Origin of the sequence: Bradyrhizobium arachidis (assembly GCF_015291705.1) — a bacterium.
Taxonomy (GTDB): Bacteria; Pseudomonadota; Alphaproteobacteria; order Rhizobiales; family Xanthobacteraceae; genus Bradyrhizobium; species Bradyrhizobium arachidis.
On the sequence record NZ_CP030050.1, the window covers coordinates 1,122,003 to 1,140,679 of the forward strand.

The 18,677-nt window shown below is 62.6% G+C and carries 17 protein-coding genes and 1 pseudogene; 8 read left to right on the forward strand and 10 right to left on the reverse strand.

Going from position 1 to position 18,677, the window contains the following annotated elements; genetic code table 11:
• Positions 1-13 precede the first annotated feature (13 nt).
• From WN72_RS05575 to WN72_RS05595, 6 genes and pseudogenes are all read right to left on the reverse strand, one after another.
• Positions 14-277 (reverse strand): hypothetical protein, encoded by a 264-nt coding sequence (locus WN72_RS05575; RefSeq protein ID WP_092221018.1) that lies wholly within the window; start codon positions 275-277, stop codon positions 14-16.
• A gap of 2,632 nt (positions 278-2,909) precedes the next feature.
• Positions 2,910-3,322, reverse strand: a pseudogene (locus tag WN72_RS05580) (hypothetical protein).
• Positions 3,323-3,361: 39 nt separating this feature from the next.
• The gene (locus WN72_RS47715; RefSeq protein WP_430640417.1) at positions 3,362-3,748 is read right to left on the reverse strand and encodes a DUF6894 family protein; all 387 of its coding nucleotides are present in this window, start codon (positions 3,746-3,748) and stop codon (positions 3,362-3,364) included.
• A gap of 66 nt (positions 3,749-3,814) precedes the next feature.
• Positions 3,815-4,165: a response regulator gene (locus WN72_RS05585; RefSeq protein WP_092221009.1), complete on the reverse strand. Its 351-nt coding sequence runs from the start codon at positions 4,163-4,165 to the stop codon at positions 3,815-3,817.
• A gap of 29 nt (positions 4,166-4,194) precedes the next feature.
• Complete coding sequence (locus tag WN72_RS05590; RefSeq protein ID WP_092218033.1) at positions 4,195-4,404, reverse strand: hypothetical protein; 210 nt, start codon at positions 4,402-4,404, stop codon at positions 4,195-4,197.
• Between the two features lie 81 nt (positions 4,405-4,485).
• Entirely contained in the window at positions 4,486-4,665 is a 180-nt protein-coding gene (locus WN72_RS05595) for a hypothetical protein (protein ID WP_092218034.1), read from the reverse strand.
• 277 nt (positions 4,666-4,942) lie between these two features.
• Between WN72_RS05595 and WN72_RS05600 the strand changes: the two genes are divergently transcribed.
• Positions 4,943-5,860: a hypothetical protein gene (locus WN72_RS05600; protein WP_092220679.1), complete on the forward strand. Its 918-nt coding sequence runs from the start codon at positions 4,943-4,945 to the stop codon at positions 5,858-5,860.
• A gap of 639 nt (positions 5,861-6,499) precedes the next feature.
• Here the strand turns inward: WN72_RS05600 and WN72_RS05605 are convergent.
• Entirely contained in the window at positions 6,500-7,246 is a 747-nt protein-coding gene (locus WN72_RS05605; RefSeq protein WP_027565078.1) for an SDR family oxidoreductase, read from the reverse strand.
• A gap of 74 nt (positions 7,247-7,320) precedes the next feature.
• Here WN72_RS05605 and gcvA point away from each other — a divergent pair, with 74 nt between their 5' ends.
• Positions 7,321-8,313 (forward strand): transcriptional regulator GcvA, encoded by a 993-nt coding sequence (gcvA, locus tag WN72_RS05610; RefSeq protein ID WP_244554014.1) that lies wholly within the window; start codon positions 7,321-7,323, stop codon positions 8,311-8,313.
• 252 nt (positions 8,314-8,565) lie between these two features.
• Complete coding sequence (locus WN72_RS05615) at positions 8,566-9,447, forward strand: PhzF family phenazine biosynthesis protein (protein WP_092220681.1); 882 nt, start codon at positions 8,566-8,568, stop codon at positions 9,445-9,447.
• A gap of 63 nt (positions 9,448-9,510) precedes the next feature.
• On the opposite strand, the gene WN72_RS05620 is transcribed toward WN72_RS05615, so the two are convergent.
• Positions 9,511-10,548, reverse strand: coding sequence for a thermonuclease family protein (locus WN72_RS05620; RefSeq protein WP_092220685.1), 1,038 nt, complete (start codon positions 10,546-10,548; stop codon positions 9,511-9,513).
• 495 nt (positions 10,549-11,043) lie between these two features.
• On the opposite strand from WN72_RS05620, the gene WN72_RS05625 reads away from it, so the two are divergent.
• Together WN72_RS05625 and WN72_RS05630 are read left to right on the forward strand one after the other, a co-directional pair.
• Positions 11,044-12,249 (forward strand): OpgC domain-containing protein, encoded by a 1,206-nt coding sequence (locus tag WN72_RS05625; RefSeq protein ID WP_092220687.1) that lies wholly within the window; start codon positions 11,044-11,046, stop codon positions 12,247-12,249.
• Between the two features lie 35 nt (positions 12,250-12,284).
• The gene (locus WN72_RS05630) at positions 12,285-12,773 is read left to right on the forward strand and encodes a DUF2059 domain-containing protein (protein ID WP_167381193.1); all 489 of its coding nucleotides are present in this window, start codon (positions 12,285-12,287) and stop codon (positions 12,771-12,773) included.
• Positions 12,774-12,816: 43 nt separating this feature from the next.
• Here WN72_RS05630 and WN72_RS05635 read toward each other — a convergent pair whose 3' ends face one another.
• Positions 12,817-14,022, reverse strand: coding sequence for an ABC transporter substrate-binding protein (locus tag WN72_RS05635; protein WP_027565072.1), 1,206 nt, complete (start codon positions 14,020-14,022; stop codon positions 12,817-12,819).
• Positions 14,023-14,188: 166 nt separating this feature from the next.
• Here WN72_RS05635 and WN72_RS05640 point away from each other — a divergent pair, with 166 nt between their 5' ends.
• From WN72_RS05640 to WN72_RS05650, 3 genes are all read left to right on the forward strand, one after another.
• On the forward strand, positions 14,189-14,956 hold the full coding sequence (locus WN72_RS05640; RefSeq protein ID WP_035731838.1) for a FadR/GntR family transcriptional regulator: 768 nt from the start codon (positions 14,189-14,191) through the stop codon (positions 14,954-14,956).
• Between the two features lie 116 nt (positions 14,957-15,072).
• Complete coding sequence (locus tag WN72_RS05645; RefSeq protein WP_092220691.1) at positions 15,073-16,686, forward strand: acyl-CoA synthetase; 1,614 nt, start codon at positions 15,073-15,075, stop codon at positions 16,684-16,686.
• Positions 16,687-16,701: 15 nt separating this feature from the next.
• Entirely contained in the window at positions 16,702-17,709 is a 1,008-nt protein-coding gene (locus tag WN72_RS05650) for a zinc-dependent alcohol dehydrogenase family protein (protein ID WP_092220693.1), read from the forward strand.
• Here WN72_RS05650 and WN72_RS05655 read toward each other — a convergent pair.
• Positions 17,706-18,656 (reverse strand): helix-turn-helix transcriptional regulator, encoded by a 951-nt coding sequence (locus WN72_RS05655; protein ID WP_092220695.1) that lies wholly within the window; start codon positions 18,654-18,656, stop codon positions 17,706-17,708. The genes WN72_RS05650 and WN72_RS05655 overlap by 4 nt on opposite strands.
• Between the last annotated feature and the right edge of the window lie 21 nt (positions 18,657-18,677).

Here is an 18,677-nt window from a genome sequence, read left to right on the forward strand (position 1 = left end):
CGTTCGACAATGACTAATCCCCCTCACCACGTGTATTCCACTCGTCATCCGGCAGTGATCCGCGCGGGGGCGCAAGCTCTTCGAGGCCAGCTTCGATCAGCGCCACTTCTTCTTGGATTGCTATTACCGCTTTCTCTGTGGTGACGCCCGAAACGGCTTGCAATTGAGCGAGCATCTCACGGCGATGAGCCAGCAACTCCGTCAGAGCGCACCGATCCCGCACCTTCACGTAGCCAGCGACAATTAATCCATGGCCCTCGACATCGCGGCGCTCCATGCAATCACTGCTGTTCAGGTGGCCGCCAGAAGGCTCCTGTAGGACAGGTGAGCCGGGGCAGAAGTCACCTTCTAGCCCACGCATCACAAACATGGACCAATCAGGAAAACTCGGCAAATTCATCGCCGTTCCGCTAGCGAAGAGACGCCCCGAAGGCGCTCGGCCAGCTCAATCGGCTCTTGATCACCGAAGCGACCCGGCACGCACCATCGGGCCATGGAGTAACGAAGCCAAGCCGTCGCCGGGCACGATCGAAGGCGTCAAGCTCCGGGCATACTCAAAACTCCACGCTTGCCGACGGCCTTGAAGATAGTCGTGGAAGCCCGGAATGGCGACTCAGCGTCTTGTGCCCTCAGTGCCGCCAGCCATCCTTGTCGAGTTCGACCCGGAAGCCCTCTGGCATGCGTGGCGTCTCGCCATCGGCCGGGACGTTGCAGGCCGGGCAAGGCGCACCCGCGCCGCCGCAGCCGCAGGCCGTCGGCCCTTCCCACGCGCGCTCGGGGTGGTTCTCGCAAACCCAGTGCGTGCCATCGCAGCGCGCGCACGTCCTATCGGACTTCCTTCATCGGAGGCGACTCGCGACCATCCCTCGACCGGATTGAACGCGACGACCCGAAGCACCTGATCGTATTGTCCGGCGAGCAGTTCGCCGATCAGGATGGAATAGGTGGCGCCATCGTCCGTCTCGCGAAAGGCTGCGCCATCCCGGAACTCCTCCAGGACCAAATAGAAATCTTTGTCGAGGCGATCGCTCAGGATTGATTGACGGCGAGGCCATACGCGAAAACTCCAGTGACCTGGGAGCAGAGATAGGAGCACGAACCGGCAAACGCGAATCAATTGATCTGCTTTAATGCCCGGCTCAGTAAGATCGGCAGAGTGGCTTATCCGCGCTCAGGCGGAACGCGGCTCCGGCTCCTTGCAACCTCCCTCAAGTGCCCCGCGGCCGGAGCCGCTGTTCCTTGCTCTTCCCGTTCGACGAACTGCGGTCCCGAAGGCCTCCCGGGGCTGGAGGAGGAGGCCCCCGGGATCGCGAGCGAACCATTCAAGTAGATGCGCCGCAGATATCCTCAGCTGCTAAATTCAGCTCGACCGTCTACAAATGTACAGTGTGCTGATCAATTTGGCGGTGAGTCTCCAAAGGCAATGGCTCGAGAAGCAGCTTGCCGATAAGCTCCCCGCAGGGTCGATGCCCAGCCGCTTCCTCTGACGCTTCACAATTTCTTAGGCGGCTCAAGCATGCCGTCGTCCACGTCACCACTGGCGATACGCTTGAGGGGCAGTTCTTCCACCTCTGCAGGTTCGCAAAAAAAGGGCCCCAGCTCGCAAGGGGGCGATGGAGCTGGGGCCGACTTGGGGTCACCCTCCGGGAAGGGTATCGGGAAAACCTGGCAATCGCCCAAACGTTCCTGTCCTAACTTCGAATCCCGGGTGTAGGACCGACGCGGCGCAGGCCTAGCTGTTCCAGACCAGCGCCTGCGGCTTGTTTTGGGCACTTTTGGGCCGCCTCCGCATTTTCCAGCTTATGGAAGATGACGCCGCTAGATACCTCCGCCAAGCGAAGGCTTGCCTCGATGACGCACAGAAGGCCACTCGGGCTGCCGATAAGGCGGCATGGCTAAAGTTGGCCGAAGAGTGGATGGCGATGGCGCAGAAGGCACAGAGGCAAACCTCTCACGAGCATTAAGCGGTGCCGTCCGTCTCCCTTGGCGTTAAGTTCACTTTTGTACTCTCGCGATGTTGCGCGAGCAGATTGTAAGGTGCGAACAATTGAGAGATGCGGCCAAGTCGCAGATTGAGCACGCAGCCTTTGATCGGGCGGCCGCGCACTACAAGGTCCTCGCCTCCGTGCTGGAAAGCGCGATTGAGCAAGAAGAGGCCGCGAACATGAAGGTCGCCGATGAGGTTAGGACAGATTTCTTGCCCAATATTGCCGCCGATTCACATAGACTAATGCAACTGATGAAAAGGACGCGGCCTACTCGCACTACGCGGAGCGAATGGCCGAGGCACCATGGCGAGCGAGAGAGGGGCGAGAGCGAGCAGGTTTGTTGTTCGGATGGGGGGCGCTGGTTGGATGGTTTACGATCGGGAGCGCAAGGGACCGGCGCTGATCGGAACTGACTGGGCGGCCAATCTGACGAAGGAGCAGGCAGAACGGGCGTACCAAGCGCTCTCCCGCTCAGACGGGGGCCCTTCTCCTAGCGGGTCCGGCGCGTTCTCATAGCGAAGTCCCGATCGTCGCTGGGTTTTCCCTATCGAAGCTTTGGCACAAACAGCATAGCCAGCCTGATCTAACTTAAGTTAAGACTGGGCATGGGCAAAGAACTCCTCGTGCGTGTGCTTGCCATCGGCGCCGGCGTTTTCACCGTCGCCGCCGCAACGGCGCTCATCTTCAGCCTTTGATCTATCTCAAATAGCGCACGCAATCGGCGTGCATCCTCCCATCCTGACGGGAGGCGACCATGACCATGCGACCGTGGATGTTGCATGCGCTCGCGTGGGGCACAGCTGCTGCAGGCTTGATAGCCATTGTTTCGATGAGCATGTAGGGCGGCCAATGCGCAGGCTCAAAGCCGACGCGCGCCTCAGTCAATCTTGACGCCGCACGCAGGGCAGAAACTGTGATCGCTCAGCGCTTCCCCGGCCACCAGACAGATGGCGGGTTAGTGGCTGAGATTCGTGTGGTCCGCAAGGCGATTAAATGACTGCGCTTGAATGGCCGTCCTTGGCGCTCGGAGCACTGCCGGCAGCGCATGTACCGTTCCAGCTCGTGGATCGGGGTGGTCTTCGCGCGCCTGACGATGTCCAGCGCGACCGTCTGGTGGGTGTCGCAGCCGAGGCACTTCACCTCCAGATAGCGGTAGCCGGCATTGAGGGCCTCCCCGAGGGTGGGGGAGGGCTGAGCAGGGCCTCGGAACCGAGCATGCGGGCATTCCAGGCCTGGCAGGCGAGGATGTCCGCGTCCTTGCGGGCGTCGCGCGCGCGTTCGGCCAGAACGCGCACGGTTGTCCCGAACAGGTATTCGCGCGACTTCGTGCTCATTGCAGATTAATTCCGCCGGAAGGGTCCGGAAGCAAGCCGCTAGCCGTAGATGCGCCGCTGCGCGCATTGCCAGTGCTTGGTCAAGCGTGCCGTGCGCTGAACGGCGCATGAGCGGAGCCTACTGTCGAGCGGACGGTCGGAACAACCCATCAAACCAGGAAAGGATGGCACAGCCGGGGCTTTAAGGGGGACTCTCGCGCTATCGGCTCTCTGCGAGAACGCGCAGGACAAATAAAGTATTTGAGAATTCGTCGGTGACCTCCAGCCGCCATTCGCGACCGGGCACCAGATCGCCGTCAATGCCCTGCAAATCTGACCGGCCATCACCGTGGCCTCCTTCCAGGCGGCGTCTCGGTCAGCCAAATCCTCGCCGACGTGATCGGTGGCGGTATGACCGTAAAAAACATGGAAGAAGTAGCGCGGCATCTTCGGCGTGCGATATAGAAAATGGCAATGCGGCAGTAACGCCGCCAAGTTTGGATCGGTTCCGCGTCAAGCCTTGCCCAGCAATTCCGTGATGCAGCGTTCGAGTTGGTCTATCCGAAACGGCTTTCTGAGCATCGGGCGCTGACGGTAGGCTTCCGGGACGCCGTCGGAGCCGTAGCCGCTGGCGAATGCGAACGGGACGTTACGTTTGGCAAGGACCTGGGCCACCGGTTCGACGCTGCAGCTCCCCAGCGACACGTCGAGCAGGGCCATGTCAAAGGCCGAGTCGCTGGCGTGCTTCATCGCCGATGCCACATCGTTGGCTTCGGCTGCGACGGTGTGGCCAAGGTCGGCCAACATGTCAGCAACCATCATGCGGATGAGGGCTTCATCTTCCACTAACAATATCGAAGCCAACGGCTTTGCTCCCCTACGCCCCTCTATGCTTATTGCCGTGTGATCTTGGTCGCGTTTACGAATGCTTGGAGTGCAACAGCACGAAGCTCGCCTAAACTCCCTTGGCCTGCTTCCGCCGCCTGCAAGAGTTGTTCGGCGATCAAGCGTCGGCTTTCATGATCGCCGCCGTGTGGAAGCTCGCGGCAGGTCTCCTCCAGCACAAACTCCATATTCGACTTTACGCGGTCGGACAGCATCATCCAACTTGCTCCGGCTCCATTGTCGGGAAGTTCTCGCAATTATGGAATTCGGCCAGACGTGCGTCAATGCAGATCGCCGCGTCAGCCGACGAGCAGACCGTGCCCGCCAATGCGAGCGATCGGCAGCCGGCCGATCTTCCAGCCCACGATGACCAGGCGCACGGCGTCGTCGGAAAAAACGGCCCCAACCCATCGCAGGCAAAGTTGAGGCCGAAAGCACAGGGCCAGCAGGAAGGCTATCCGCCAGCCCAGGGTAAGCATGCATCTGCGCCCGGTCGCTGGCGATAAACCAAGTTAAGTACGGCGTTGGTCCGGGCGAGGGACACGGTTTTCGTACGTGGAGCAGCACCTCGCTTTGGAGGCGCTTTGGGCCTAATGCCGTTCTGCTCGTCGAATTGCTTTATCCAGGATTGAATGTAGCGAGGATCATCGGGGCACAGCGTCGGGGTAGCCTATTGGCGGAAATATCCTATCCCTTCGCCGTTGCTTAGTTTGCCAACATGCGAAAGCATGCCGGCCTTAATCTCAGACAACGAACATGGCCCTTTCAATTCGCTTTTACCTTTTCGCCGAAGACGGCCTTAAGAGCATCTCGCAGCGAGTAATGACGAGCTTAATCCGCGGCAAAGACGCTATGCCGCAGTACGCCGGGACAAAGCAGAAGGTCGCTGACGTAATCCTGGAGAACGAGGGAAAGAAACCAGTTCGCATCGAGAGGGTGCAGGGTAGCTATCTGACCTTCGACGAGAACGGACAGGTGCACAAGGACCTCGTGGCCTCGGGTTTCGCAGCGCTAGAGACTGGAATGGCGCTCGAAGAGGCTCTGAAGAAGCCGCAGACAAAGATTGTTGATCTCACCCCCAAGCTCAATCGCGAGAAGTGGGAGCGCGAGAACCGGTGGACGCTTTCCAAAGAGGATCTGGAGGCCATTGCGGACGACATTTGGCGGCGTAAGCGCGCCGGGCAGCCCAAGGTCGAGCGGGCCAAAGGAGCGGCTCCCCGGCCCCCTAAATTGACGTGGGAGGCCGAGGATGCCCTCCGAGAGATCGGCAAAAATCTCATGACCATCGACAACAAACTCAGATGGCTTACTGAGCCAGCGCTGAAGGGCGTTGCTTTCAAAGCGCGCGAGAACGCGAAGGTCGAGGCCGACGCGGCAATGTGGCTAGGTGTTGCCGAAGCGGCCGATCGTTGCCGCGAAATACTTGTCCGGCGGCGAACGGGTCGCGGCGTTTGGTACGCGATCGTGCAATTGCTGAAGTGGGACGCGTCTCGCAGGACGGCAGAAACGGCGGCTTCCTTCCACGAGCGGCATAACTCCATGGCGGAGGCAGAAGACGCCGCTCGGCGAATGCTCGCGGAGCAGGCAAAGCACTTCTATAGCGACATCTCCGTAGAAGCGGAGGTGCTGTGCGAGCTCGAATGGGACGAAGAAGCTGGGACGAGGCTGCTGTAGCGAGGAACGTGAGGCGAACAAATTCCCCGCTCTTTCCCCGCCTGTTGCTGCTTAGTTCTGCTATTTCGTGCCTGTAACTGCCGAAAAGGCCCGAGGGCGAATTTTCAGAAAGCGCTGCGTTTTCAGGGGTTTTAATGGTGGGCGCACAAGGGATCGAACCTTGGACCTCTCCCGTGTGAAGGGAACGCTCTCCTGATGCGCAGGATCCGGAAACGTCGGGCCTAGATGCGCCTCTCATCAGATAAGCTGACCACCGAAAGGTGGTCAATCGCGAGCAAACTTCATTGTTTTTATTGATCTTTTCGTCGGGACGCAGTAGGCAGCCTCGATCAGATCGCAACTTCAATTGAATGTTGGTATCGGTAGTTGCGTCTCCCCGCAACCAAATTTGGATTTTACCGGATCCGATACGAAATGGCCCGCTTGATGCGGGCCATTTTTGTTTTGGCGTTGTGTGTTGAGCCAGCTGGCACACTGCTGTCGCGTCCGAGCAGGTGTCCGGCTGCAAACTACCGATCAGGCGGTTGAGCGAGCGGTGATCCGGTAGCCAGTTGAGTGCCCTGTCACCGCAATTCCTTTGGACTCCAGCCATCCCATCTTCGGCTTGTGATCCCTAGCAGGCGCCGCTTCCTCGTGAAATTAAAGCTGAGACATGCCACCGTCGACGACCAGCTCCGATCCCGTCGTGAATGCGGAATCATCGCTCGCGAGGAACAGTGCCGCCCTGGCTATTTCTACGGGTTCGCCGAAGCGATGAAGAGGGACCTGTTCTTCGATCGCCGAGGCAGTTTCATCGAGTTGCTTGCTGGAAAGTCCAAGCTTGCTGTGAAATGGCGTGCTGATCGGTCCGGGGCTAACAGCGTTCACGCGAATGCCCTGTGGCGCAAGCTCAGCACCCAACGATCGAACCAGCGAGCGCAGAGCTGCCTTCGTAGCCGACAGGATCGACAGGCCGGGTGTGCCGACCTCGTTCAGGAACGACGTCGTCACGACAATGCTGCCACCCTTGGCGAGCAGCGGCGCTGCCTTTTGAACGGTGAAGAACACACCCTTGAAGTTCACGTCGAACTGAGTGTCAATCTGCTCTTCAGTGACGGCTTCGAGCGGCGCCGCCAGGCCCATACCGGCATTGGCGAACACGACGTCAATGCGGCCGAACTTTTCGCGGATCTGACTGACAACGCTTTCGACATCCCCAGACTTGGTCACGTCGGCACGTAGTGCTGTGACGCCGTCGCCGATCTGACCTGCTGCCGCTTCGAGCCGGACCTGATTTGTCCCGACGATGATGACGTTGGCGCCTTCCTGGCGAAACAGCTTCGCAGCTTCGAGGCCGATACCCGAGGTGCCGCCCGTGACGAGGGCGATTTTATTTGACAGTTTCATGATCTTCTCCTGGTCCGAAGGTTTTGTTGAGGGTCGTAACCGGAGCGCGCGATCCGTGAGCAGCACCATGATTGTTGACCTTCCCTGTCACAACAGAGATGATCTGCGTTGGCGGCATAGAAAACCTTGTCCGGAAATTCATGAGAGCGCCCAATCACTTAAACGCACTTCGTGCTTTTGAGGCGGCAGCACGCCACCTCAGCTATGTCGCCGCCGCCGATGAGCTGAACGTGACGCCGGCCGCGGTTGGCAGCCTTGTCCGCGGTCTGGAAGCCGCCGTCGGAGTTGAGCTTTTTCATCGTTCGCAGGCGGGCCCCGCACGACTGGAGTTGACCGAGGCCGGCCGCGCCGCGCTGCCGGATCTGCAGGCCGGGTTCGATCATCTGACGGTGGCGTATGAGCGCCTGAAAGCATCGCGCGGCCAGATCACCATCAGCCTCACCGTGCCGCCCGCCTTTGCCGACAAGTGGCTGTTGCCGCGCGTCGAGCGTTTTGCGGCCAATCATCCGCTCTACGATTTGCTTATCGATACCAGCGGCCGCCTCGTCGATTTTACCGCCGAGCGGATGGATGTCGGTATCCGTTATGGTGGTGGCAGTTGGCCCGGCCTCAAATCCATATTCTTGTTACGGGACGCTTTCTTTCCCGTATGCAGCCCTGCCTTGGTCAAAGGGCTCCATCCCCTGCAAGGCCCGGAGGATCTCAAGCATCACACCCTGATTCATGATCGCTCGATGGCGTTTGAAAGCGCATTTCCGACTTGGCGCACATGGCTGCAGGCGGCAGGTTGTTCCGACATCAATTGTGAGCGGGGGCTGCAAATCAACGACTCGGCAGCAGCCTATCAGGCAGCAATGAATGGCAGTGGTGTCGCTTTGGGCCGCACTACGTTGGTGGCTCTGGATTTGGCGGCGGGGCGTTTGATACGTCCCTTCGGAGAGGCATTGGACTGCGAGCTTGCCTACTACCTTGTCCATCGGCCAAGAGCCGAGAACGATTCTGGAATCTCGGCGTTCAAGGATTGGATTTGTGCTGAAGTAGAGACGAGCGCGGCGATCGTCGGTTAGTGGCCCCTGGGCTACGTCGTCCCAGCTGGACGCGACTTCGGCTAGCGAGGAAAGAGCAGAGGTCAGCGCCTAAGTCACTATAACGCCCGTGAGATCACAATCGGAGAAGGTCTGCGTGACGTCCGCTGCGGGCCCCCGCAACCAAGGACGCAATAAGTCCTCGAAATCGTTTCGATTTCGAGGGCTTTTGCATTTTAATGCCCCGGACCCGCGACCGCCGCCGTCGCGCCATTCCATGACGTGAGTGATCCCATGATCGAGATCGAGCTTGTCAACGTGTTCACCCACTTAGGCGCCGGTGGCAACCCATGCCCCATCGTGATCGATGCGTCGCATCTTGCAGGTGAGGGCATGCAGGCGGTGGCGCGGCACTTCGGCCATGAGTCGGGCTTCGTCCTGCCGGCGGCGGGACCCGAATTCGACTATGTCTTCCGGTTCTGGGTGCCGCGGCACGAGATGGAGATGTGCGGCCACGCGACGATCGGGGCGCTGTGGGTGCTTGCGACCAAGGGGCGCTTGCCCGGCGAGCAGGTTCGCATCGAGACGCGCAGCGGGCCGGTGACGGGCTATGTCGATCGCGCCGGCTCGGGCGAGCCATCTGTCGAGATCAGCCAGCCGGCCGGCAAGGTCGTCGATCTCTCGCGTGCCGACGAGGAGGACGTTCTGTCGGCGCTCAAGCTGTCACGCAGCGATCTGCTCGACCTGCCCATCCAGAACGCCGTCACGTCGCGCGTGAAGACGTTGATCCCGATGAAAGGCGTCCGCGAGCTCAACGCGCTGGTGCCGGCGCCTGCGCAGATCGAGGCGTGCTGCGGCCGGATTGGGTCCACCGGCCTTTATCCCTATGCCATCGAGCAGCAGGGCGAACGACGTTTCGAGGCGCGGCAATTCCCGAAATCGTCGGGCTACCCGGAAGATGCGGCCACGGGGATCGCCGCGGCCGCGCTCGCGTTCGGACTGCTCAGGAACGGCCTTGTGGAGCGCAACAGCGCGCGGATCACCATCATGCAGGGACGGGCGATGGGTGCCCTGTCCGAGATCGGGGTGCGCCTCGGCTTCGCCGGCGACAGGCCCGTCGGCTGTCTGCTCGGCGGCTCCGTCACGCGTGCGGAGACGCATGTCTTGCAGCCCTGAGAAGTTGGGCTGGCGCAAGGTGCGGGACGCCGGGCAACATGCCGCGCTGGAGGCCCCCACCGCTCAGAACTTCGTAATCGGCTTCCCGTCCGCGCCGACCAGCGTCGACGGCGCCTCGCCGAACACCAGGCTATCAGGCTGAAACTTGATCGTCTTGCCGCCCTCGACGAAGTCGGCGAAATTACGCGGCGTCGCCGAGTGCACGCCATTGTCCAGGAAGTCGGTGGTCTCGTAGCAGGTGTCGGGCTTGCCGCCGGATCCTTTGCTCAGGAATTTCTGGAAATTCTGGCTCGTCACCTTGGCCTTCTTGCGGGCCGACCAGTTGGTGTAGCGGCGGTAGAGCTTTGGCAGGATTACCGGGCCTTTGTCGGTTGCGAGCACATCGATCTCGCCCTTCTTGGGCTCGCGCAGGTCGAAGTCGAAGGCGCCGATCGTCTTGGCGAGATGTTTCCACACCAGCAGCTTCTTTGCTCGCGCGGTCTTGGCCAGCGCCAGGAAGGCCTTGATCTCGTCGTCGTTCATCGACGAGTAAAAAGTCGGATAGGCAAAACCCTGCTCGACCAGCCAGTGGTTGATGTCGACCTTGTTGCCGCCGACCGTCACCTCGATGTCGCCGACCAGCCGGCCATAGGTGTCGAACACCTCGTTCGGCGCATCCACATGGGTGAACACCCGGCAGGCCAGCGCCGATTCGCCGGGACCGCTGAGGAAATCATGCAGCGCCTTGCTCGCGGTGGCGCCGAGGAATTGCCGGTAGGAATGGGTGACCTCGTGATAGGCCTGCTTCTTGGCATCGGTGAGCCCCTTCTTCTCGGCGGTCGAGAGCGGTGACGGCATATAGTGCAGCTCGGGCGCATCGATGCCCTGCAGGCGAATCGTGAGCTTGCCGTTCTTGATCGGGGGTGTCGAGGTGCGGCCCTTGACCTTGGCGTTGTCGAAGACGTGGGTCGGATGGAATGGCGCCGTGTCGCTCTTGCGGAAGCGGATCGCGTCGGGCGCGACGTTCACGATCACCTTTGTGGTGTCGGCGTCCGACCGGCCCTCCGGCCAGAACTGGCTGACATCGATGGTGCCTTCGACTTCCAGCAGTCCAACGGGCATCGGCCGCTCCTCCCAACGAGCGCGTCGGCCGCTTCGACACGGCGACTCGTGCGCAATCAGAGATAGCGGATCATCTTCGTGCGACAGGCCCGTGACGGCGGATAGGACAGGCGCGACACGTTGTGGCGCGCAGCGCGCAGTCATTGCCTTTGCCAGAGGCGCAACAAAACTCGGGCCGGCAAAGTGCCGGCCCGCGCCAGGTCGAGAATGATGCCGTCGAAACGTGGCTACGTCCCGGAGGTCTCCTGCCGCGCCTCGACCGACCCCGCTCCGGGGCTGGCCGGCATCGTGGCGGCGGCCGCCGCTTGTGCGGCGCAAGGCGGAGGCCGCCGTGACGGCCGCGGGCCGCGCCCCACAAAATCCCTTGCGCGGGCGTCAAGGTCGGCTACCGTTGGTGCGCTAGCCGCAGGGTTAGGTGACGTTTTGATCACGATTTTTTAGCATCCGATTTTTCGGCGCCGCATTGGCGCGACGCCCAGCAAACGAGGCGGGGCCATGATCGCACGGGACCAGTCAGCTCTGTTGGCGCCGGTCGAGCGCGACCTGCGGCTCGACCTGTTTCGCGGCATCGGGTTGTGGATGATCTTCCTCGACCACATTCCGCACGACGTCGTGGCGTGGCTGACCTTGCGCAATTACGGCTTCAGCGACGCCGCCGAGTTCTTCGTCTTCATCTCGGGTTACCTCGTCGGCTGGATCTACGGGCCGATCGTCGCCGGCGGCTGGTTTCTCGCAGCGGTCAAGCGGCTGTGGCGGCGCGCGGCCGAGATGTACGTCGCGCACATCATGCTGTTCCTGTTGTTCACGGCGCAGATCGCCCGCACCGCGCGGCGCTTCGACAATCCGATGTACGAGCACGAGTTCAACGTGTTCAATTTCCTCGCCCATCCGGACGAGCTGATCGGGCAGGCGATCCTGCTCAAGTACAAGCCGGTCAATCTCGACGTGCTGCCGCTCTACATCACGCTGGTGTTCGCCTCGCCCTTCATCGTCTGGTGCCTGGTGCGCCGGCCGAACCTGACGCTCGCCGCCTCCGTCGTGCTCTATCTGCTGTCGCGCTGGTTCGACTGGAACGTCGCCTCCTATCCGCCCGGCACGACCTGGTACTTCAACCCGTTCTGCTGGCAGCTGATGTTCGTGTTCGCGGCCTGGTGCGGCATCGGGCGGATCGAGAGGATCGCGACCCTGGTGTGGTCGAAGGCGGCGATGGCGCTGGCCGCGGCCTGGCTGCTGTTCGCACTGATGATCGTGATGACCTGGCACATCCCGGCGCTCGAGGCGATGGTCCCGAAATGGATGATCAAGCTGATCTACCCGATCGACAAGACCGACCTCGACATGCTGCGCTTCACCCATTTCCTGGCGCTGGCGATCTGGGTGACGCATTTCATCTCGCGCAAATGGCGGGCGCTGCGTACGCCCTGGCTGCGCCCGGTGATCCTCTGCGGCCAGCACTCGCTGCCGATCTTCTGCCTGGGCGTGTTCCTGTCGTTCTCCGCGCACTGGATCCTGACCCAGTACACCAAGGGCGTCTGGGAGCAGCTCGCCGTTTCCGTCGTCGGCATCGTCATCATGGTCGGCGTGGCCTGGCTGCTCGACCGCGCCGAGCGGGTGCCCAACCTGTTCGTGAAGGTGACGGAGGTCGAGGAGGCCGACACCGCCCTGGACAGCGCGTCGGCCGCGACGCCCGCAGCCCGTTGATGCAATCGCCAGCCCGTATTCTCGTGGAGAGGGCCATGTTCAGACCTGTGTTGACGATCGCCGGCGCCCTCCTGCTGCTGGCCTGCGGTGCCTTCGCGCAAGCGCCCTCGCCGGAGGCGATGAGCGCGGCGCGCAAGCTCGTGGTCACCTTGAGGATCGCGGATCAGTATCGCGCGCAGCTGCCGCAGCTGCTGCTCAAGCTCCGCCCCGTGGTCGCCCAGGACAGGCCAGAGATCGAGCGCGACTACGACGCGCTGACGGCGCCGGGCTCGGAGATCTATGCTCCGTTCGTTGCGTCGATGATCGACCAGATCGCAGCGCTCTACGCGCAAAGTTTCACGGTGGACGAACTGCGCCAGATCGAAGCCTTCTACGCCCAGCCTGCCGGCCAAAAATTTCTGGAGAAGTCGGATGCACTGGCGCAGGCGAGCGCCCAAGTCAGCCAGGACGTCAGCCAGAAGGCCGCCGATGAGCTGAAGCAGCGCCTGATCGAGGCGCTGCGCCAGAAGGGCCACAAGCTCTGAATGCGGGAGGGGCGCGCGCGAGGATGTTACGCGCCCGCCTGTCTCACTTCACCAGCGGGCAGCCGCCGTCCTTCAGCGGCCGGAAGGCCTGGTCGGCCGGCACCTCGGCGAGCAGCTTGTAATAGTCCCACGGGCCCTTCGACTCCTCGGGCTTCTTCACCTGGAACAGGAACATGCTGTGCACCATGCGGCCGTCCTCGCGCAGGATGCCGTTGTCGGTGAAAGCATCCTTCACCGGCAGCTCGCGCATCTTGGCCATCACCGTCTTGGTGTCCTTGGTGCCGGCGGCCTGCACGGCCTTGAGGTAATGCAGCGTCGCGCTGTAGGTCGAGGCCTGGTTCATGGTCGGCATCCGCTTGACGCGCTCGAGAAAGCGCTTGCCGAAGGCGCGGGTCTTGTCGTTGAGATCCCAGTAATAGGCCTCGGTGATGATCAGGCCCTGCGCGAGCTTGAGCCCCAGGCTGTGGACGTCGGAGATGAACATCACGATTGCAGCGAGGTTCTGGCCGCCGGCGACGATGCCGAACTCGCCGGCCTGCTTGATCGCGTTGATGGTATCGCCGCCGCCGTTGGCAAGCCCGATGATCTTGGCCTTGGAAGCCTGGGCCTGGAGCAGGAAGGAGGAGAAGTCCGCTGTGTTGAGCGGGTGCTTGACGCTGCCGAGCACCTTGCCGCCGGCCGCCTTCACGACGTCGCCGGTATCGCGCTCGATCGAATGGCCGAACACGTAGTCCGCGGTGAGGAAGAACCAGGTGTCGCCGCCGTTCTTGACGATGGCGCTGCCGACGGTGTGGGCGTTGGAGTAGGTGTCATAGGTCCAGTGCGCGGTGTAGGGCGAGCAGGACTTTCCGGTGATGTCGGAGCTCGCCGCGTCGGTGACGATCAGAACCTTCTCGTATTGCTTCGACAGCTCCATCACCGCGAGCGCGGTGGCGGATGTGGGCATGTCGATGATCATGTCGACGCCCTCGGTCTCCCACCATTTGCGCGCGATGGTGGAGGCGACGTCGGGCTTGTTGAGCACGTCGGCCGAGATCATGTCGATCGGCTTGCCGAACATCTGCCCACCGAAATCCTCGATCGCCATCTTGGTGGCTTCGACGTTCCCCTGGCCACCGATGTCGGAATAGACCGAGGAGAAGTCGGAGAGTACGCCGATCTTGAGCGGCGTCTGCTGGGCGGAGGCGGGAGCGATCAGGGCAGCCGACAGCAAGCCGGCCGCAGACACGAGGGCTGCGATGGGTCTCATGGGTCCGTTTCCTCTTGTGCGGGACTATTCTGTCCCTTTGTCCGACAAAGTTAGAGCGGGGTTCTCGAGGAGTCAATTTGCGGCACATGCGGCAGCAATGCCGCAGTTTGACGCGCTTCGGAGTTCAGTCCTATAGTTTGTCGGACAATCGCCATTGGAGCCCAAATTGCCTCTCGCGCCGCTCTTCCGTCCGATCGATGTCGCGCCGGCCTACCAGAAGGTCGCCGACGCCATCGAGCGCGAGATCGTCAATGGCCGCATCAAGCCGGGCGATCCCATCGGCACCGAGCACGACCTCGTGCGGCAGTTCGGCGTCAACCGCTCGACCATCCGCGAGGGCATCCGCGTGCTGGAGGAGGGCGGGCTGATCCGGCGCGATTCTTCGCGCCGCCTGCATGCCTGCCTGCCGCGTTACAGCAAGCTCGCAAGCCGCCTCAGCCGCGCGCTGGTTTTGCACGAGGTCACCTTTCGCGAGCTCTACGAGGCCTCGATGACGCTGGAGGTGGCGAGCATTGAAGGCGCGGTGGAGCGTGCGACGGAAGAGAACCTCGCCGAGCTTGACGACAACCTCGCGCGCAGCGAGGCGGTGGTCGGCAATCCCGCGACGCTGGCCGAATGCGATGCGGAATTCCACGTGCTAGTCGCAAAGGCCTCGCAGAACCGCGTGCTCCAGCTCGCGCGCGAGCCGGCGGCGCAATTGTTCTATCCGACCACCGAGATGATCGTGACGGGTGTGGCCGAAGGCGGCCCGCGCCTCGTCGCCGCGCACCGCCATCTCATCGACGCCATCCGCCGCCGCGACCGCGAGGCCGGCGTGCTGTGGACGCGCCGGCATTTGCAGGACTGGCGCCGAGGCTTCGAGAAGATCGCCTCGCTCGATCGGTCCGTCGAGCACATGTATATGGAGCACGCGCAGGCGGCCCGGCGCAGGTAGCGCCGCATGATCCGGAAAAGTGTGAAGCGGTTTTCCGACAAGATCATGCGCAAAAAAGAAGACGCAAGATTTCAGACAAGAAATCCAAAAGATAAAGTCATCATACGGAGGGACACATGACCGGCGACACCACAGCCACCATCGCGAAAGCGCGCGAGCATTCCATTGGCGATCTCTTGCGCCGCTCGGCGGGCCGCGAGCCGGACAAGCTCGCAGTGAGCTGCGGCAGCGTGAGCTGGACCTTCGCCGAGATGGACGCGATCTGCAACCGGCTCGGTCGCGGCCTGCTCGGGCTCGGCGTCAAGAAGGGCGACCGTCTCGCGGTGCTCTCGCGCAACTCGCATGCCTTTGCTGCGCTGCGCTTCGCCGTGGCGCGGATCGGTGCCGTCCTGGTGCCGATCAACTTCATGCTCAATCCGGACGAGATCAACTTCATCCTCAAGAGCTCCGGCGCCAAGCTGCTCGCCACCGGCCCTGACTTCGTCGAGCCCGCGAAGGCCGCAAGCGCGAAGGATTGCGCGGTCGAGAAGATGATCTGGCTGCCGGGCGAGGATCCCGCCACGGCGCCCGCCGGCCTCACCACCTTCGACGATCTTCTCGATGCCGACGGCTCGTTCCTGGAGGCGTCAGTCGACAGCCGCGATCTCGCGCAGATCGTCTACACCAGCGGCACGGAGTCGCTGCCCAAGGGCGCGATGCTGACCCATGAAGCGGTCATGTGGCAGTATGTCAGCTGCATCATCGATGGCGGCATGAGCGTGGACGACAAGTTCCTGCACGCGCTGCCGCTCTATCATTGCGCCCAGCTCGACGTGTTCCTCGGGCCGCAAATCTATCTCGGCGCTTCCGGCGTCATCACGGGCAAGCCGACCGCCGACAACATCCTGGCGCTGATCGAGGCCCACAAGATCACCTCCTTCTTCGCGCCGCCGACGATCTGGATCGCGATGCTGCGCTCGTCGAATTTCGACAAGACCGATCTGTCGACGCTGCAGAAGGGATACTACGGCGCCTCGATCATGCCGGTGGAAGTGCTGCTCGAGCTCCAGCGCCGCCTGCCCAACGTCAAGTTCTGGAATTTCTACGGCCAGACCGAGATCGCGCCGCTCGCAACCGTGCTGCGGCCGGAGGACCAGCTCCGCAAGGCGGGCTCGGCCGGCAAGCCCGTGCTCAACGTCGAGACGCGCGTCGTCAACACGGCGATGGAGGACGTCAAGGTCGGCGAAGTCGGCGAGATCGTGCACCGCTCGCCGCATCTGCTCTCCGGCTATTACAACGATCCCGTCAAGACCGCGGCGGCGTTCAGCGGCGGCTGGTTTCACTCCGGCGATCTCGCCACCGTCGATGACGAGGGCCACATCACCGTGGTCGATCGCGTCAAGGACATGATCAAGACCGGTGGTGAGAATGTCGCGAGCCGCGAGGTCGAGGAGATGGTCTATCGCATCCCTGAGGTCTCCGAGGTCGCCGTCGTCGGCCTGCCCGATCCGCGCTGGATCGAGGCCGTCACCGCCATCGTCGTGGTCAAGGCCGGCGAGACGCTGGATGAAGAGTCCGTCATCAAGCACTGTGCCGGCCAGATGGCGCATTTCAAGGTGCCCAAGCGCGTGATCTTCGTGGATGCCTTGCCGAAAAATCCGAGCGGCAAGCTGCTCAAGCGCGAGCTGCGCCAGCGCTTCGTCGGCGGCGAGACCCTCGACAAGGCCGTCCAGAAGAGTTTTGGCGCCTGAGGCGGAGCGCGTCCCATGAAAGCCTGGCAGGTCGCGCGCGACTGGTCGATCGAGGGGATGGAACTGGTTGATCTGCCCGAGCCGACGCCAGGCCCGGGCCAGGTCGCGGTGCGGATAAAGGCGGCGTCGCTGAACTATCGCGATTTGCTCACGATCCAGGGCAAGGGCGGCGTCAGCAGATTGCCGCTGATCCCGTTCTCGGATGGTGCCGGTGAAGTCCTTGCCGCCGGCGAGGGCGTTACACGCGTCGCAGTCGGCGATCGGGTCTGCCCGATGTTCTTCCAGTCCTGGATCGACGGGAAGGTCTCGGCGACCAGCCGCCGTTATGCGCTCGGCGGCACGCGGCCAGGCGTGTTGCAGGAGGTGATGGTGCTCGACGCCGAAGGCGTGAGCCGGATCCCTTCGCACCTCTCATTCCAGGAGGCGGCGACGCTGCCCTGCGCCGGGCTCACCGCCTGGCGCGCGCTTTTCGAGGAAGCAAAGGTGCAGCCCGGCGACACCGTGCTGGTGCAAGGCACCGGTGGTGTGTCGATCTTCGCGCTGCAATTCGCAAAGCTCGCCGGTGCCAGCGTGATCGTGACGTCGTCGAGCGACGAGAAGCTCGAACGCGCCAGGGCGCTCGGCGCCGACTACACCATCAACTATCGGTCGGTGCCTGAGTGGGGCAAGGCGGCTTCGGAGTGGACCGGCGGCGGCGTCGACCATGTCGTCGAGGTCGGCGGCAAGGATACGTTTGCGCAGTCGCTGGAGACGGCGCGTGTCGGCGGCACCATTCTGGTGATCGGGGTGCTCTCCGGCTTCTCGCAGCAGATCGCGATCCCGAGCCTGTTCTCCAAGAACCTGCACGTCATCGGCCTGTCCGTCGGCAGCCGCCGCATGTTCGAGGGAATGACCGCCGCGATCGGCCACAACGGCATGAAGCCGGTGATCGATCGCGTGTTCGGTTTTGATGCCGTGCCGGATGCGCTGCGTTTGATGCAGCAGGGCGGACATTTCGGCAAGATCGTGATCGAGTTCGCCTAATTGGCCTCTCCGGCCAACTTCCTGACGTCGTCCGGCGTCCGTCCGAAGCGGCGGCGGAATGCGCGATGGAAGTAGGAAACGTCGTGAAAGCCGGCGAGATGCGCGATCTCGATGATCTTGCGGGTGCGCAGGTTGGGATTGCGGAGCAGCCCCTCGGCGCGCAGCAACCGCTGCTCCAGCACGAAGCCGCTATAGGTGATGCCGGCCTGCTCGAACAGCAGCTGGATCGTGCGCGGGCTGACCCGGTGCGCAGCTGAAAGCACGGTGAGCGACAGCGCGGGATTGTCCAGCTGCGCGAGGATGTCGGATTTGAGGGTTTCGAGGCGCGCCGCCGCAAGGCCGCGCATGCGCGCTTCCTCGGCGACATCGCCGCGCGCGCCGATCATCAGCACGGCGAGGTCGAACAGATGCTGCGAGACCGCGTCGAGCTCCGCGGGCGCGAGCTTGTCGGCATACACATGCGCGAGGTCGTAATAGCGCAGGAACATCGACGTGATCGGATTGGCTCCGGGGATCGACTGCGCAATCAGGTCCTCGGCATTCGGGCACGCGCGCAGCAGCGCTTTGCGCGGCAGCAGCGCGGTCTGGAAATTGCCGTGCGCCGTCTGGGTGATGTAGGCGCCCTTGATCGAGGGATCGCCGATGGTGATGTCGCCGGCGGCAACCTCCAGCGGGCGCCGTCCCATGGTGCCGCTCAGCGCCGAATTGGGCGACATCGTGATCACCAATTCGTCGTTTGTCCCCAGCGACACGAACGACATCGGCGTGCCGAACGAGGCGGACAGCCTGAGACGAGGAAGCAACGCCGGCGCAATGGTCCGATGAACGCGTCCTTCCCCGATCGGAACGAAATCGACGTCCGCGACCTGACGGCAAAACTGCTCGCGCCATCTTTCATAGGCCGGGCCATTCGGGTCGCCGTCGAATGAGAGTTGAGGCTGGATCATCGATCGGGATGGGCATGTTGA

Bases quoted from the DNA above. Each gene is read 5' to 3' on its own strand.
- WN72_RS05575 (WP_092221018.1), bottom strand. From the start codon at position 277: ATGGAGCGCCGCGATGTCGAGGGCCATGGATTAATTGTCGCTGGCTAC.
- WN72_RS47715 (WP_430640417.1), bottom strand. From the start codon at position 3,748: ATGCCGCGCTACTTCTTCCATGTTTTTTACGGTCATACCGCCACCGAT.
- WN72_RS05590 (WP_092218033.1), bottom strand. From the start codon at position 4,404: ATGATGCTGTCCGACCGCGTAAAGTCGAATATGGAGTTTGTGCTGGAG.
- WN72_RS05595 (WP_092218034.1), bottom strand. From the start codon at position 4,665: ATGCTTACCCTGGGCTGGCGGATAGCCTTCCTGCTGGCCCTGTGCTTT.
- WN72_RS05600 (WP_092220679.1), top strand. From the start codon at position 4,943: ATGGCCCTTTCAATTCGCTTTTACCTTTTCGCCGAAGACGGCCTTAAG.
- WN72_RS05605 (WP_027565078.1), bottom strand. From the start codon at position 7,246: ATGAAACTGTCAAATAAAATCGCCCTCGTCACGGGCGGCACCTCGGGT.
- WN72_RS05615 (WP_092220681.1), top strand. From the start codon at position 8,566: ATGATCGAGATCGAGCTTGTCAACGTGTTCACCCACTTAGGCGCCGGT.
- WN72_RS05620 (WP_092220685.1), bottom strand. From the start codon at position 10,548: ATGCCCGTTGGACTGCTGGAAGTCGAAGGCACCATCGATGTCAGCCAG.
- WN72_RS05625 (WP_092220687.1), top strand. From the start codon at position 11,044: ATGATCGCACGGGACCAGTCAGCTCTGTTGGCGCCGGTCGAGCGCGAC.
- WN72_RS05630 (WP_167381193.1), top strand. From the start codon at position 12,285: ATGTTCAGACCTGTGTTGACGATCGCCGGCGCCCTCCTGCTGCTGGCC.
- WN72_RS05635 (WP_027565072.1), bottom strand. From the start codon at position 14,022: ATGAGACCCATCGCAGCCCTCGTGTCTGCGGCCGGCTTGCTGTCGGCT.
- WN72_RS05645 (WP_092220691.1), top strand. From the start codon at position 15,073: ATGACCGGCGACACCACAGCCACCATCGCGAAAGCGCGCGAGCATTCC.
- WN72_RS05650 (WP_092220693.1), top strand. From the start codon at position 16,702: ATGAAAGCCTGGCAGGTCGCGCGCGACTGGTCGATCGAGGGGATGGAA.
- WN72_RS05655 (WP_092220695.1), bottom strand. From the start codon at position 18,656: ATGATCCAGCCTCAACTCTCATTCGACGGCGACCCGAATGGCCCGGCC.